Annotated in this window: 10 protein-coding genes; 3 read left to right on the forward strand and 7 right to left on the reverse strand. The window is 56.2% G+C overall.

Annotation, left to right across the window (positions count from 1 at the left end):
• Nucleotides 1-189: 189 nt before the first annotated feature.
• Together M4951_RS11900 and M4951_RS11905 are read right to left on the reverse strand one after the other, a co-directional pair.
• Nucleotides 190-3,756, reverse strand: a complete 3,567-nt coding sequence (locus M4951_RS11900) for a flagellin (protein ID WP_262026700.1) — start codon at nt 3,754-3,756, stop codon at nt 190-192.
• Between the two features lie 469 nt (nt 3,757-4,225).
• Nucleotides 4,226-4,951, reverse strand: coding sequence for a DUF502 domain-containing protein (locus tag M4951_RS11905; protein WP_262026701.1), 726 nt, complete (start codon nt 4,949-4,951; stop codon nt 4,226-4,228).
• Between the two features lie 157 nt (nt 4,952-5,108).
• Between M4951_RS11905 and M4951_RS11910 the strand changes: the two genes are divergently transcribed.
• Together M4951_RS11910 and M4951_RS11915 are read left to right on the forward strand one after the other, a co-directional pair.
• Entirely contained in the window at nt 5,109-5,969 is an 861-nt protein-coding gene (locus tag M4951_RS11910) for a DUF1080 domain-containing protein (protein WP_262026702.1), read from the forward strand.
• Nucleotides 5,970-6,277: 308 nt separating this feature from the next.
• Nucleotides 6,278-7,306 carry an acyl-CoA desaturase gene (locus M4951_RS11915; RefSeq protein WP_262026703.1) on the forward strand — a complete coding sequence of 343 codons (1,029 nt, stop codon included), beginning with the start codon at nt 6,278-6,280 and terminating at the stop codon, nt 7,304-7,306.
• A 120-nt stretch (nt 7,307-7,426) separates the two neighbouring features.
• On the opposite strand, the gene M4951_RS11920 is transcribed toward M4951_RS11915, so the two are convergent.
• From M4951_RS11920 to M4951_RS11930, 3 genes are all read right to left on the reverse strand, one after another.
• The gene (locus M4951_RS11920) at nt 7,427-8,215 is read right to left on the reverse strand and encodes a response regulator transcription factor (protein WP_262026916.1); all 789 of its coding nucleotides are present in this window, start codon (nt 8,213-8,215) and stop codon (nt 7,427-7,429) included.
• Between the two features lie 20 nt (nt 8,216-8,235).
• Entirely contained in the window at nt 8,236-9,195 is a 960-nt protein-coding gene (locus M4951_RS11925) for a sensor histidine kinase (RefSeq protein ID WP_262026704.1), read from the reverse strand.
• A 108-nt stretch (nt 9,196-9,303) separates the two neighbouring features.
• The gene (locus M4951_RS11930; protein ID WP_262026705.1) at nt 9,304-11,061 is read right to left on the reverse strand and encodes an HDOD domain-containing protein; all 1,758 of its coding nucleotides are present in this window, start codon (nt 11,059-11,061) and stop codon (nt 9,304-9,306) included.
• Between the two features lie 763 nt (nt 11,062-11,824).
• Here M4951_RS11930 and M4951_RS11935 point away from each other — a divergent pair.
• A complete protein-coding gene (locus tag M4951_RS11935; protein WP_262026706.1) occupies nt 11,825-12,685 on the forward strand; it encodes a DMT family transporter in 861 nt (286 codons plus the stop codon).
• Nucleotides 12,686-12,710: 25 nt separating this feature from the next.
• Here M4951_RS11935 and M4951_RS11940 read toward each other — a convergent pair whose 3' ends face one another.
• Together M4951_RS11940 and M4951_RS11945 are read right to left on the reverse strand one after the other, a co-directional pair.
• Complete coding sequence (locus M4951_RS11940) at nt 12,711-14,150, reverse strand: MFS transporter (protein ID WP_262026707.1); 1,440 nt, start codon at nt 14,148-14,150, stop codon at nt 12,711-12,713.
• A 213-nt stretch (nt 14,151-14,363) separates the two neighbouring features.
• Nucleotides 14,364-15,425 carry a ribonucleotide-diphosphate reductase subunit beta gene (locus tag M4951_RS11945; RefSeq protein ID WP_262026708.1) on the reverse strand — a complete coding sequence of 354 codons (1,062 nt, stop codon included), beginning with the start codon at nt 15,423-15,425 and terminating at the stop codon, nt 14,364-14,366.
• Nucleotides 15,426-15,457 lie beyond the last annotated feature (32 nt).

Genomic DNA, 15,457 nt, shown 5'->3' on the forward strand with positions numbered 1-15,457 from the left:
CCAGCGGAGAGCTTTTTTCGCCAGGCTTATCGCAACGTTGTGAAGTCCTCGACTTTCGACCGCACCTGCAGATAAATCTGGCGAACGTGGTGCAGAACGCCAAGCAAAACCTTACGTCGATCGGCGTAAGGTTCACCTTCTCGATCACCTCAGGCTGCGAGGCGATCGGATCCCCTGCCCCGCTTTCGTTTAGCCCTGCAACAGGCTCAACACGTTTTGCGGGTTTTGGTTGGCGATCCCCAGCGTGTTGGTGCCGGCTTGGACCAGAATCTGGGCTCGCGTCAGTCTCGCCGATTCGGCGGCGAAGTCGGCGTCGCGGATCGAGCTTTCGGCCTCGGTCAGGTTCGCCAAGGTGTCGTTCAACGAGTAGATATTTGAGTCCAAGGTCGTCTTCTGGAAAGCTCCCAAGCGACCGCGTAGCGAGGTCACCACCGAGATCACTTCGTCCACGACTTTGGCGGCTCCGCCAACATCATTGGTCAGACTTTTGCTGCCGCCTGAGCGCAGCTCGAACAAGCGTCCGCTGACGCCGCCTAGGGTGGCGGTGCTGACGCTTTGAATACCAAGCCGCGCCTGCTGATTGCTGACGACGTCAGGGCCCAGTTGGAACAAGGCGCCGCCGCCGACGATCTCGAACTCGAAGCTTGAATTACTTTCGACGCTGGCGCTGAGCGTGAAGCTGAGGTCAAGCGACGAGGTGTTGATCGAGGCCTTCAAGCCGGCGCCGATCGCTTGGATGCCGTTGATGCGGACATCGACGTCGGTTCCGGACGCACGGTCCACGTTGGTGGCGCCGCTTTGATCGGCCAGGCTGAACGCACCGCTGAGGGCCTTCACGCTGACAAACGAGTCGGAGCCGAAGTTGGTTGCTTGGAAAGTCAGCCCCAGATTTTCTAAGTCCGAGTTTCCAATCAACGCGGCGCCATCGGTCGTTCCGTTGTCAACGACGCCGCCGGTCAGCGTCGCCGTGTCGTCGGTCGTCACCAGTCCGGCTCCGCCCGATGTGGTGCTGAAGAGTTGGGCGAGGTCTTCGTTGTAGTTAGCGTCTAGCGAGTCAAAAATGTCGGCGATATCGTCGGCGGAAGTCGTGCCTGCTTCGATAAAGAAGGTCAACGTTTTGGTGGCCGCTTCGTATTCGCCCCGTTCGTTAACGCCGGCGGTGACGGTTGCGTCGTTGACAAACCGGACCGTGACGTTGTCATACTCTTCGCCCGAATTGACCGCCGTGAAGCTCAGTTGAGCGTTGGCGCCGTTCACGGCGTAAGTCGAACCGGACGCTTGGGCGTCTTCCAGGTCGTTGCCGCTAGTCGCAAAGGCGATGTCATCCGCGGTTACTTCAAGTACCCCTGTGCCGTCGCTTCCTTCGACATTCGTAACGCTGATGCCGCGAGCTTCGAGGTAAGCGAGAGCGTTGGCTGCATGGGTCGGATCCGAGATAAACGCACTGGGATCATCAAAAAAGGCGATCAAATCGTTCGCCGTCGTCTTGATGTTGCCGTCGGCGTCGGTTTCGAGATTGACGACCAGCGTTCCCTCGCTGACCAAGCCGCCGGTGGTGGCCGCCGGGATTGTCAGGTCGGCGATGGTAACCGCATCCGAACCATCGCTGGAACCAAAATTCTTGGCTTCGAAGAACTGACTGATATAGGCGTCGTCGTTGATCGCGGTCAGCAGGTCTTCCGCCGTCGAGACGCCGTCTTCCAGGTGAATGGTTAGCGTCTTGTTCTCTTTGTCGAGTACGCCGAATTCATTCGCTCCGCCGGTGACGGTGGCGTCGTCTACGAAGCTAATGGAGTAGCCGTCGTAATCGGTTCCTTTGAGCTTCGCAATGATCGAGAAGGTGCCGTCAGGGTCGGCGTTTTGAATGATCGCCTGCGATACGCCTTCGACGCGGGGATCAGTCGTCGTGTCGATCGAGAGCTCTGTGCCTGCGTTCGACACAAAGCGGATGTTGGGTGAGTCTTCCGGCGCCAGAAACTGCAAGCTGGTGTTTTGTTCGGGAACGCCGTTGTAGGCGAAATTCGTGAATTCGGTGACCGCATCATGTCCGTCGTTACCGGCGGCCAAAGAGGCGGTGACCGTCGTATTGCCAACGGCGGCGTTGATCGCTTCGATCACGTCATTCGCGGTTGCACTCACGTCGCCGCCGTCGACGCCGCCGGATGTAGTCGTCCCAAACGTGCCGGTAAAGGCCACCGCGCCAGAGCCGCTTCCCAGCGTTTCGACAAGAGCCGCCGTGAAGAGCGCCGAAACGCCCGAGTTGTTGGCGGTGGTCGTGACGGCGCCGCTGTCGCCGATCGCAATTACGCCGGAGCCATCACTGCCGGCGACGTTGGCGGCGGCAGTAAATAATGGGCCGGTGACGCCGTCAAGATTGATCGCAGAGATCACCTGATTCGCGGTCGAGACGCCGTCTTGGATCGTGACCGTAATGATCGGAGCGTCCGGATCCGAGTTGTCATAGGCGACCGTTTCGGCGCCGGCCGTACCGCCGCCGATAAAGTTGATCGTGGTGTTATTGTTGGCCAGCCCGGTCGAATCGGACGTAATCGAGAAGTCCGAGTTCACGGCGGCGCCATCGACGATGGCGAACGGCGTGTTTGAGAGCGGGCTCGTGCTATTGATCGCCGCTATGATGTCCGCCCCGGTCGAAGCCGCGTTCTTGGTAATCGTCAACGTTTTGGCGTCGGCGTCAAAGACGGCTGTTTCTTGTCCGGTGATTGCGCCATCGTTGAAGATGATCGAGATATCATTGAAATCCGCGCCGGCTTGATTGGCCGTGATCGAAAAATCGTTGTCAGTGCCGGCGGTGTCGACAGTCACGCTGGCCGTTTCGTACTCGGTCACGCCGAGGGTCACTTCTAGTTTCGCAGGATCATCTCCAACTTGAGCGGTGTAGGTCGCGGTGGTCGTACTCGACGTCCCTTTGGCGTACTTAATCCGGACATCGCCGGGCTCAAAACCGGCTTCGTTGGCGGTCAAGAGAATGTCATTATCCTTACCGAAGCTGCTGACGGTTAGTTCTCCCTTGGTCGCAGCCGTTTCCAGCACCGCTTCAACCCCGGTAGCGTCGGAGACCAAATTGACCGCCGAAGCGATTTCTTCAATCGTCGAGCCCTTGGCGAAATTGAACGCCTCGGTCCCGTTGGCGCCGCCGACTTCGAGAATAAGGTCGTCTGCGACCGCGCCAAAGCCATAGTTGAGCGTGCCGCGCGTCGCCTGACTCACCACTTTGACGGCTACGCCGATTGAAGTTTGCGTGCCGAAGTTGGCTTGATCGATTTGCAGACCGGCGATCGATGAGCGATTGACATTTTGCGTGATAAAGTCAAGATTGCCGTCGAGCAACCGCTTTCCCTGGAAAGAGGTTACCTGGGCGATACGGTCGATCGCTTCGAGCGACGAGTCGATCTGCAGCTGATTCGCCGCGACCTGTTCGTCACTCAGTGCGCCCGTATTCGCGGCTTCGGAGATCAGGCCCCGAATATCATTGAGCAACGAGCTGACCTGCCCCAAGGCGCTATCGGCCGTGGCGATCAATTGATTGGCGCGTTCGCTATTGGTGATCGCTTTTTCAACGCTGGTGATGTCGCTGCGAAGCGATTCGCTGGCGATCAATCCGGCCGGATCGTCTTTGCCGCTATTGATTCGCAAGCCGGTGCTCAAACGAGTGAGGGTCACGTTCAAATCGGCGTTCGAACGGCCCAGGTTCTTTTGAGCGACAAGCGAACTAACGTTGGTATTGATGCGAGTCATTGGACGGACCTGGATGAGGACGCGTTACGTGAATAAGTAGTTGCTCTACCGGTTGGCTCTGGTCCCACTTCCATCGGCTTAAGACGCCAATCTGCAGCGATAAAGTGGATTTTTGGATAATTCCAAATATTCCAGTGGATCTATTCCAGTGAATCGACAGGAAAGAAATTGCGCATTAGCGAAAGTTTGCCGATTGGTCGGAATTTGCCGGGTGTGCGCACTTGGCGCGCCCAAGAAAAGTGGGGGCGAGCCTCGAATCAAGCGATCGATCCTGGCCAGAATTGGGACGGAAGAGCGTTGGCGCTAAAGGTAGCAAAGAGCAAGGCTTGCATCGTTTGGCGTACCGCCGATGTCGCCCCCGAGAGATTCGCCAGTTGTCTCGGCGGTGTGGCAGGGATGGCGCAAACGCGGTGCGGAATGCCGCGGCCCTGATTCTAGCGCGATTCAAGGCTAACCCGATATTTCTCCTTTAGTCCGGCTTCGGCACAGGCCCTTTCTTATTCATTCCCTTGCCGGCCGTTTGCAAAAACTGCGGCGCGGTGACGCCCATTGACAGGTAGATGCTCATCAGGCCGTCGACCGACATCTCGACCGGTTGGACTGCGTCGCAGGGAACAAAGACAATGCCGCCGGTCATCGGTAGCGGCGAGGTCGGCAGATAGACGCCGTGATAGTCGACGCCGTTGATGTCGTACCGATCCGAGGTTGGCATCAACGCGAGGATGCCGGCGCCATTTTCTTTGCCGAACATGACGAAAACGGCCTTCATGCCGCGCAACTCTCCGTCATCTTGTTTATCGAGCATGCCGACCAACTGCCGAGCGGTGCCGTACAACTTGCCGATGAGCGGCACGCGGATGATGATCGAATCGACCAACGAGTTGAACGTGTTTTTTAACCCCGTTTCGACGAGCATGCCGATCAGGAAGACCACTCCCAGGACGATCACCCAGCCAAACAAGTACGCGATCCAGTTGATATCCTCACTGTCAACCGGCACGGTCGGCGTACCGTTCGCCACGCCGATGCGGCTTAGCTGTTGCCCGACAAAGGAGGTCGGCCCCACGAAGCCGTTGAGAAAACCGGCGAGCCAGATCACGATCATTCCGGTCAGCGCCAGCGGCATGACGGCCAAGATTCCGGCCAAAAAATAGCGTAAAAAACGTTGCCAGAGCGCTGAAGTGAGTCTTCTCATCGTCAATTCCCGAGTTAATGAATGCGGCGGCGGGAAGATTGGCCCCGCCAAGGTGACTTATCGCAGGTTAGGAACTAGAATAGCGGTTCTTCCTCCCCCCCGTAGCCGTCAATCTGGCTTATTTATGCGCGGCCCCTGCCCTTGGAGATTACCCCCGATGAAGTACTTCAGTTTTTTCGCTGTGTTCGCCGCCGCTGTTTTGTCGGCCGCTTCTCTGTCTGCCGGCAAAGAATGGAAAAGCGGGATCGAGTGGCCCGAACCGCCGGTTGTCGAGCCAGGCGCCAAGCCGGGCGACGCTCCTGCCGACGCGATCGTGCTGTTTGACGGCAGCGACCTGTCCCAATGGGACGGCGGAGACAAGTGGATCGTCAAAGATGGCTACGCCCAAGCGGCGAAAGGTGGGATCACCACCAAAGATAGTTTCGGCGATATGCAGCTGCATATTGAGTTCGCCACGCCGGAGAAAGTCTCTGGCAAGGGACAAGGTCGCGGCAACAGCGGCGTCTATTTCTTTGGCAAGTACGAATGCCAGATTCTCGATTCGTACGACAATCCGACCTATTTCGACGGTCAGGCCGCTTCGATCTACAAGCAGTCGCCGCCGATGGTCAATGCGTCACGCAAGCCTGGCCAGTGGCAAGCCTACGACATCATCTTCAACGCACCGCAGTTCAACGACGACGGTTCTCTGGCCAAGTCCGGCTACTTCACTGTGCTGCACAACGGAGTGTTAGTGCAAAACCATTACGAGTTGAAGGGAACCACCGCGTGGGATAGCCCGCCAAAGTTTGAAAAGCACGGCCCGAAGGGAAAAATTCAACTGCAGTTTCACGGCAATCCGGTCCGCTATCGCAATATCTGGTTGCGGGAACTGAAGCCGCTGGTCGGCAAGCTTCCCGAGGCGAAACCAACGGAAGAGAAGCCCGAAGCAAAGGTCGAAGAAAAGCAGGAAGCAAAGCAGACCGAGAAAAAGCAGGAACAGCCTTCCGAAACGGGCTCGGCTGACGCCGCCAAGTAGTCCTGTCGATGGCGCCGCCACAATCTTCTTCTTTGGATACGCCGCTAGCGATTCTCCGCTGCGGCGTCCCTGCTCCCCCTCTACTGGCGTGACAGCATGCGTTAGACGAGCGGTTTTGCGTCGTAAATACGGAATGAAACAGGCGTTGCGGCGATTGTTACACAACTATTACGAAGCTGGAACGTTCCGTTGACTCACTTTGACTCGACACTCTCTACAATCACAACGAAGAAACTTGGAGTCGCCAGCGTCGAATGATGGATTTCACGTTAGCGGCCGAACCTCTCCCACCGGAATGATGAGCTCCCATGTCGATAGTCTCCGACGATAACAAACTAGCGGGCGACGACTTCGAAGATGACGCCGTCTCCTCGGAGGATTGGAATGAATCCAACCTCGCGACTGAAACCAAGCCGACGGCCAAAACGACGAAGACGCGCAAACCGCGTCGCATCGAACCGCCGATCGCTGAAAAACTGACCGATCGCTACAAGTCTGGCTTTGCGTGGATCATTTTCGGCTGGCTCGCCGGCATTCATGTCGTCGCTTTGGCCGCGCCGTTCTACTTTTCGTGGAGCGGATTTGCGATCTTTGTCGCTTTTTACTATCTGACCGGCTGTGTTGGCATCACGCTCTGCTTTCACCGCATGTTGACCCATACCAGTTATCAGGTGCATTACCCGACTCGCATGATCTTGGCCTTTATCGGCGGATTGGCGGGCGAAGGTTCGGCCCTCGACTGGGTCGCGATGCATCGCAAGCATCACGCACATAGCGATCAACCCGAAGATCCGCATTCGCCCGAGCATGGCGGTTTGTGGGCGCACATGTGGTGGCTCTTCCCATTCCGTAATCGTGAAGAACAGCGATCGATCCACGAACGCTGGGCTCCCGACTTGTTGAAAGAGCCAGGCATGCGTTTCCTGGACTACGCGTTCATCCCTTCGCACTTGGCGCTAGGCGGATTGATGGCGTTCGCCGGCTATTGTTACGGCGGTTCGTACTATGCGACCTCGTGGGTGTTGTGGGGTATGTTCGCCCGCTTGGTGGTCGTGTTGCACGTCACCTGGTTCGTCAACTCGGCGTCGCACATCTGGGGCTACACCAACTATGAGACGACCGACAAAAGCAAGAACCTGTGGTGGGTCGCGTTGACCGCCTTTGGCGAAGGTTGGCACAACAACCACCATGCTTACCCCCGCATGGCCAACCATGGTCACAAGTGGTGGGAATTCGACCTGACCTACAACATCATCCGCGTGATGAAGTGGACCGGTCTGGCTTGGAACGTGGTCGACTACAAGAAGCGAAGCAAAGACGGCTCGGCGATTCACTAAGCCGACCGCTGAATACAGAAAAAGAGGGTCCCCAGCGGCCCTCTTTTTTTATGCGCTAAGGTAGGTGCGCTAGACGCACCGAAGTGCCGATCGATTCAAAGAGGTGCGTCCAGACGCACGCTACTCAGGCGACGTTTCTTCTGGCGCCGCGTCATTCGCTTCCGCCGCTGCTTCTCTGGCCAAGAACTGATACCCGGCGTCTCGGATCGTGATGAAGTGCTGTGGGTTCGACGGGTCTCGCTCAAACAACTTGCGCATTCGCAAGATGAACTGGTCCGGTGCGCGGGTCGTGATGTTCGGCGACATCTGCCAGACTTCGGTCAGCAGTTCGTTGCGCGGAATGATCCGGCCTTCGTTTTCGCAGAAGTAGCGGAGCAGCTTGGCTTCTAACTGCGTCAGCCGGATCGGCTTGTCGCCGCAGACCACTTGAAACGCTTCAAAATCGATTTTTACGTCCCGAAACTCGAAATGTTTCAGCGTCTCTGGTTCTTCCCGTTGACGCGCTTGGTCGCGGCGATTGCGGGCCGCCAGCAGGTTTTTTACGCGGCTGATGAACTCATCAAGATCGAACGGCTTCATCATGTATTGATCGGCGCCGACGTCGAAGCCGCGCTTCCGATCTTCGGGCAACGTGCGAGCGCTGAGGATCAAGATCGGCATATCCTCGCCGTTAGCGCGGAGCGTTTCACAAACCGCATAGCCGCTCATGCCGGGAAGCATTAAATCGAGAATCACGATGTCGATCTGGCGTGGATTTTTGTCGACCACTTCCAGCGCGCTGCGCCCATCTTCGACAACCGTGACGTCAAAGCCTTCCGCTTCCAGGTTATAGCGAATGCCGATCGCGAGATGGGCTTCATCTTCGACCACCAAGATTCGCGTCTGTTGATTTGTTTTTCCCCCGTGCATCGGCACGACGTCCTCCCCAGCTACGCCGCATTTTGTTCTTCGGACTGCGGATTCTCATTCAGCGGTCGAGCGCCAGGCAAGGTGACGATAAATCGGGTCCCCTGCCCTTGCCGACCGTCCGTTACTTTAACCGATCCTCTCAGTCGCCGCACCAGCGTCCTTACGATGTACAAACCAAGTCCGGTCCCGGGCTTTTCTCGCTGCAGTTCTAGTCCCAAACGAACGAAACGACCAAAGATTTTACGGCGCATTCCTTTGGGGATGCCAGGCCCGTTGTCCGAGACTTCGACCACTGCCTTCTGGTTGGCGTCGAGCCGCAGATGAATCTCAATCAATGCGTTGGCGCCGGAGTATTTCATCGCGTTATCGATCAGGTTGCGAAAGATGATGTCGAGATCGCCCTGATAGCTGTGCATGACGCAAGGTTGCAAATGAAGCTGGATCATCTCGCGAGGCGCTCGATAGAGCAGCAGCGACGCGTCGGCGCAGCCGATCAACAGCTTGTCGAGTCGGATTTCTTCGGCTTCGGCCTCGTCGCGACTTCGGTCGAGCCGGCCTGCTTCGAGCAGGTGATTAATCAGGTGATCGAGCCGTTCGACATCTTTGAGCATCGTGCCGTAAAATTCGACCGCTTCGGCTTCCGACACTTTTAGCCGGTTGAGCGTTTGCAGATATAGCTTAAGCGATGCGATCGGGCTCTTGAGTTCATGCGTAACGCTGTCGATAAAATTGGCCTGGCGAATGTTCAAGTTGATCGACTTGATCGACAGAACCATATAGAAAATCACGCCCCCCAAAACGGTCGCTAGAAAGATGGCTCCGATTGGGAGGATGGTCCAATACAGGATCGCCGAGTCTTCGTCGTTGTAGGCGCCCCAGACCGCTAATAGCACCCAGCCGACGATCAACATGACCAACAGCACGATCATGATGACCGCGATCGTCACAGGAAGGCCGATAGGGCGTCGGGAGGTGGACATAAAACGCATCTAATCTGGGAGGAAATCAATTCAACGCGAATCGATTATACCCAGAATCGAAGCAGGACGAAGCTCCGCCGTCCTCCGCGAAAGAGAGCGGTCTCTTCATTATTGCTGCGGCGTGGCCAGGGCTTCGCTGAGAATTCCTTGGCGCTGAAGTTTCTCGAGTAGCTGCCCCTCGCTAAACGGCTTGGTCAAAAATTCATTGATCCCGGCTTGAATCGACTTGAGGATCGTCATGCGATTGCGATCTTGGCTCATCATAATGATTGGCGTCTCATTTCCACGGTTGCGCACACGTTGAATAAAGGAAATGCCGCTGTCGTTGCTGAAGTGAGCTTCGCACAAAATTCCGCAAATGTTCCCCCTTAATTCCTCGCACGATTTGGGCGTCATCCAATGTTCGACAGCAATCGCGAATTCGGATAGTGCAGCTCGAACATGCGTAGCAATTGCTGGGTTTTCGTCCACGACGATCAAAAGGGGAATCGCGTCATTTTTCGGGCTAACCGAATCGGCGGGGATTTCCGCTTCGTCCACGAAACCTTGGCTCGGTGCGCGGCCTGCGAGTTGGTCTCCAATTCCAATCACGAAATTTTTCCATTGTTTCGCATCCGGGATGGGGGTCTTGTACAAGTCGGCGGATTCGCTCGCCTTGGCGATCGCTTCTCCAAGACAACTCTTGACGTTGATTTTGTCATAGTTGGGAAGAGCCTGCAGGAGTTGCTCAAATCGTTGGAACCGGCATAAAGAAGGATAGTCTTGCATATTGGCGAGCGCTTCGCCGATTTGCATGGCTCGGATAACTCCCTGTTCCATTTCCGAAAGATCGACGGAGTCGGATTCCGCATTGTGATGGTGCAAAATCAGGCGAATAAACGAAGCGGGCAATTGCCATTGTTGCATGATCGCCGCCGACACGTCGGCGTGCGTTATTTCGTAGTCTTCCTCTTCCAGCATTTCTAGACGCACTTGTGGAACGGTTCGATAACGCTGGATGATTTTGAAATAGCTGTCGTATTCATGCGCCAGCGCCAACATGCCGATGTCTTGAAAGAGACCCAGCAGATAAGCCATGTCAGGACAAATGTCTTGACAACGTTGAGCGAAGACCGACGCCGTGCTGGCGATCATCGTACTGCGAACTCCGAACCAGGAGATCAAATCGCTATCCAGACGCTCCAACAAATCCGTTTGGCAGCGATGAATGCAAAAGCGGAGGACGATCACCACCGTTTGCTTGATGCCGAGCAGCGAAACCGCGTCCTGAAGCCGATGGACTTTGTTCGGCAGCCCCGCAGAGGAGCAATTCAACTTGCGGAAAATCTCGGCCGCGGCAAGCGCATCTTTAGAGATGTCATTCGCCACATCAGAGATTGTCGCCGATTCGTCGTTGAAGTACTTGGCGATCTTCACCGCTAACTGAGGCAGCGGTTGCAAAAAGTCGGCGTCGCGCACCAAATGGCGAGCGCTTTCGGGAATGAATAGTCCTCGATTCGCTTCCCATCGGCAAGAACGAAAGCAGGCGTCGGCAATCTCGTTGGGCGAAGCGTCCCAGCCGAAGAGATAGTCGACATTCCCATCTTTTGCGGATGCTTTTTCTTTTTCCGATAAGGTTCCCAGTAGCACCGTGACAGGCCGCACCAAAGCTTGTTCGAGACGCGATAACGTTTCTAGACCAGTCAGAAAGCTATTGAGCTTATTCTCGATCACAATCGCATCGATTTGTTGTCGATTAACAATCCGATAGAGAGATTCTGAATCATGGATCGCCAGCACGTCAAAGTCGGCGGCTTCAAATGCTTTCACTAGTGGAGAGGAGTCTTTCTCAGGGCGAGTATATAGCACGGCGACATTCTTTTTCATTCTCGAATCCTTTTCTCGCATCCACGGATTTCTCGACAGTCGAAGCCGATAAGCAAGCCTAGCCCTCGACGAATTTCAATGTCGGCTGTTCCTCTCAAAAACTAGGTGACGAATCGAAAGAGGCGCAGAGCGGCTCGCCGCATGTTTCACCGATGCAACAACCTGGTTGAAAGGCATGCAGTCGCGTTGATCGTTCGCTGTTCAAGGAGAGCGATAATTGCACCAATGGAGGCGCTGATTCGACCTTAGAAAACGGATTTGTTCTGTGAAAACCGATAACTTTTACGGCAAATATCACTCATCACGCCACATTGCAGCAGTTAAACCGAATCGTGGAATGGCAGAACTTAGGGGGGCGTAGCATTCGGTTTTTTGGGGGCTGTCTGAAGTTGTTGAGGAGATGCGCAAAGTACGAAGCAAGACGGATGGCTAGAAGGGAAATACCATGTAAGGAAGTGGGTTTCCGGTGCTTTAGCAGCCAATCGTCGTCACCCCCGCCGGCGCACGTTATCTAGGCGGACTGCCGCATCTCCCTTTGCTGACTACGGTTATGAACCGATTGCGGACTAGAATGGAGGCGCTGTCACTCTTTCTCACTGACGGTACGCGATGCGGTAATCTCGCTCAGTTTGTGAGCCGTCGTTCCTTCCGCAGTCCGCGCTTTCTGTTACGTTGGTACGCTTAATCCTTTTGGGCGCGAACTTTCTATCTGCATCGTGCGTCCCTGGGATGAATTACTTTCGCAATTTGAAATACTGCCTGCATGCGACCGACTGACTACGCGAAGCTGACGGTTTTGGCCGCCATTTGGGGCGGATCGTTCTTGCTGATGCGCATCATGGCGCCGGCGTTAGGACCGTTTGGACTGGCTTCAAGTCGTTTGCTGATCGCCGGCATTGTGTTGGTCACTTTTTTTACGGCTCGCGGACTCCAAATCGAGTGGCGCCGTAATTGGCGGCAATATACGGTGATTGCGCTGCTCAATGCGGCGATCCCGTTTACGATGTTCGGCATTGCGGCGCTCTACATTCCAGCCGGCTATTCGGCGGTGATCAACGCGACAACGCCGATCTTTGGCGTCGCTTGGAGCGCCTTTGTCTTTGGGGAACGTCCGACCTGGATGATGATCGTCGGCGCGATCCTCGGCTTGTTAGGCGTCGGCGTCATCGCTGGATTGGGCCCGGTCGCGCCGTCATGGGAATTGTTGGCAGGAAGCTGCGCCTGTTTGACCGCCGCCGTTTGCTATTCGGCGGCCGGCGTCTACATCAAGACCCACACCGGGCGCCTGAAACCGATGGCCGTCGCCAGCGCCGCGCAGTTGATCGCCGGTACGCTGCTGATCCCGGGGTTGTTCCTCTATCGACCGACGCCAGAGTTAATCACGCCGCTGGTGATTGCCTGCACGATCACCCTGGCGCTGCTATGCAGCGCTGTCGGTTTTGTCTTGTATTACCAACTGCTGGCCGATTGCGGCCCAACCAAAGCGCTCTCGGTGACCTACGTGGTGCCGGTCTTTGGCGTCTTGTGGGGCGCGCTCTTTTTGGGGGAGACGATCACGCCGCTGATGATCGGCGGAATGGCGCTGGTGATCGGCGGCACTTTCTTGCTGGTGCGGAGGCACTAATCGTCTTGCCCGGAGACGCGAGCGGTCATTCTTCGGCGGTCGCTACGCTGACTGCGTTGATCGGAAGCGTTTCCTCGGCTTGTTGATCTGCCTTGGTGAAAATTCCGTGGCGCGTGTCCACGAACGCCCAGAAGATGGCTCCGATAAAATAAATCGCCGCGAACAGGATCAGCACCAAATTCCAATTGGCGGTTCGCTCGAAGAGGATGCCGACCAAAATAGGACAAACGGCGACCGCGAGGTTTCCGGTCATATTGACGGCGCCTAGCACCTGGGCCGCGCGTGAACCGCTGATATCTATAACCGCGGCGAACATCGCGGGACTGGCCAGTTGCGCGAACAAGACGCCGAACGCTAACAGGCCGATCGCAAAATTGAGATCTTCAACGAACCAACTGCAGAGAATCAGCACCGAGCAAATACCCAGCGCCGTCGCACCGACACCGCTACGACTAAGCCATAGGCTCCCGGTCTTTCGCCAGATCCCATCGGTCAAGATTCCTCCTAAGAGGCTGCCAATCAGCGCTCCCGCCAAGACGACCCCCTGCATATAGCCGGAATGTTCGATCGAAACGCCGCGCGTCTCTTGCAGAAACGTTGGGAACCAACTGACGAAAAACATATAGCCGGCTGCTCGACAGATCTGTTGTCCATGGATCAGCCATAGCCCGGGATGAAGCAGAACGGCTCTCCAGTCGGTGGGACCGCCATCATCGTCGGCAGCGGCCATTTGCTCGCGCGGTCGACCTGCTTGGATCAACGCTTGTTCCGCCGCGTTGGCCTCGGGAGCAAGTCCTGGTCGATCACGAAACCGCAGATAAAACGCCAGCGCCCACACGACGCCGGGAAGCGAAATCAGAGCAAAACTCCAGCGCCAACTCATCACGCTTAACAACAGACCGGTCAGGATGCCGGCCGCGATTGCTCCGACTTGCATTCCCGCGGACAGCACGCCGCACGCCAAAGATCGGGAGGACATCGGCATCCAATAATTAACGGTGTTGGTGGATGCCGGAAAGATGCCTGCTTGGGCGACGCCCATCAACAGTTGGGCCGAAATCAACAGCCAGAGTCCGGGAGAGAGCGCCGTCGCCAACGTCGTGGCCGACCACGCGATCGCAAAAATCGTCAGCGCTAGGCGAGTGCCGAAACGGTGAGAGAATGCTCCGGTCGGGACTTGAAAAAATGCGTAGCTCCAGAAGAACGCTCCCATGACGTGCCCGGATTGAACCAAGGAGAGCCCCAGGTCGTCACGGATCTGACTTTCGGCAATGCCGAGCGAATTGCGACAGAGATAAGCCAGCGCCGCCGCCGCCGTGAGCCAGGCGACCACGCGGTAGCGAATCGCCGTTGGACGATCTCCTTCCGGCGCGCAGGAAGCCGCGATCTCGCGAGTTGTTTCGGCGGATAGGGAGGGCTGGACCAGTGCTGCTTGTTCTGGCGTTTCAGCATCTCGCTCGACCATGAATGGAATCCTTGCAACTTCCGTTTCATCAGAAAATGTTTCCCGCAAAGTGGGAAGCGTTTTCTCGTTCTTGCGTGCAGGGGCTCGTCAACAGTCTACCAAGGCATCACGTGCAATCCAGCAGAATTTGACTGATTCTGCGGCGCATCCACCGCGCACAAAAAAAGGCTGGCCCGATGGACCAGCCTCTTTTTTTTATGCTTCTCAACCAGGTTAGTCCCAGTTCAGCGCCCCCGAGCTTTGATACTCGGTGACCCGGGTTTCGAAGAAGTTCTTTTCCTTCGCCAGGTCCATCGTTTCGCTCATCCACGGGAACGGGTTGGTCTTCGAATCGAATTGCTTCGGCAAGCCGATACGTTCGACGCGGCGATCGGCGACGTAATGGACATAGTCGCGGAACAGGTCGCGGTTGAGGCCCAAAATGCCGTTCGGCAGACAGTCGCCGGCGTATTCGATTTCCAACTCGACCGCCTGTTTGATCAGGTCGATGATCTCGGCCTGGAATTCCGGCGTCCACAGATCGGGGTTTTCGGCTTTGATGCCGTTGATCAGGTCGATGCCAAAGTTCAGGTGGACCGTCTCATCACGCAGGATGTACTGGAACTGTTCGCCGATGCCGGTCATCAAGTTCCGGCGATGGAACGACAGCACCATCACAAACCCGGTGTAGAAGAAGATCCCCTCCATGATGATGTAGTAGCCGATCAGGTTCTTCAGGAACGCCTGGAGACCTTCGTACGTATCGGTGCTGAAATCGGGGCTGAGGACTTCGGCCGTCAGCTTCATTTCAAACTGGTCCTTGCGCGTGATCGCCGGGACCTCATGATACATGTTGAAGATTTCCCCTTCGTTCAGGCCGAGACTTTCGACGACGTAGAGGAAGGTGTGCGAGTGAACCGCTTCTTCAAACGCTTGACGCAGCAAATACTGGCGACATTCGGCGTTGGTGACATGCTTGAAGATCGCCAAGACCAAGTTGTTGCCAACCAGGCTTTCGGCGGTCGAAAAGAACCCGAGGTTACGCATGATGACCAGACGTTCGTCGTCGGTCAGCTTGTCGCTGCGCCAGGTTTCGATGTCCTTGGTCATCGGCACTTCGGTCGGCATCCAATGGTTGGCGCACCCATTAATGTAGTGCTCCCAAGCCCAATTGTATTTCAGCGGCATCAGCTGATTGACGTCGACCTGCGAGCAGTTGACCAGGCGTTTGTCGTTGGCCCGTACTCGTTGGCCGTCGCCGGTTTCGAGTTGGTTATCGACACTGGGAATAGACATCGTATCGCTCCCTTGCGATTGTGTGCGAATAA

It is taken from the genome of Blastopirellula sp. J2-11 (assembly GCF_024584705.1).
Taxonomy (GTDB): domain Bacteria; phylum Planctomycetota; class Planctomycetia; order Pirellulales; family Pirellulaceae; genus Blastopirellula.

Bases quoted from the DNA above. Each gene is read 5' to 3' on its own strand.
- M4951_RS11910 (WP_262026702.1), top strand. From the start codon at position 5,109: ATGAAGTACTTCAGTTTTTTCGCTGTGTTCGCCGCCGCTGTTTTGTCG.
- M4951_RS11900 (WP_262026700.1), bottom strand. From the start codon at position 3,756: ATGACTCGCATCAATACCAACGTTAGTTCGCTTGTCGCTCAAAAGAAC.
- M4951_RS11915 (WP_262026703.1), top strand. From the start codon at position 6,278: ATGTCGATAGTCTCCGACGATAACAAACTAGCGGGCGACGACTTCGAA.
- M4951_RS11935 (WP_262026706.1), top strand. From the start codon at position 11,825: ATGCGACCGACTGACTACGCGAAGCTGACGGTTTTGGCCGCCATTTGG.
- M4951_RS11905 (WP_262026701.1), bottom strand. From the start codon at position 4,951: ATGAGAAGACTCACTTCAGCGCTCTGGCAACGTTTTTTACGCTATTTT.
- M4951_RS11945 (WP_262026708.1), bottom strand. From the start codon at position 15,425: ATGTCTATTCCCAGTGTCGATAACCAACTCGAAACCGGCGACGGCCAA.
- M4951_RS11940 (WP_262026707.1), bottom strand. From the start codon at position 14,150: ATGGTCGAGCGAGATGCTGAAACGCCAGAACAAGCAGCACTGGTCCAG.
- M4951_RS11930 (WP_262026705.1), bottom strand. From the start codon at position 11,061: ATGAAAAAGAATGTCGCCGTGCTATATACTCGCCCTGAGAAAGACTCC.
- M4951_RS11925 (WP_262026704.1), bottom strand. From the start codon at position 9,195: ATGTCCACCTCCCGACGCCCTATCGGCCTTCCTGTGACGATCGCGGTC.
- M4951_RS11920 (WP_262026916.1), bottom strand. From the start codon at position 8,215: ATGCACGGGGGAAAAACAAATCAACAGACGCGAATCTTGGTGGTCGAA.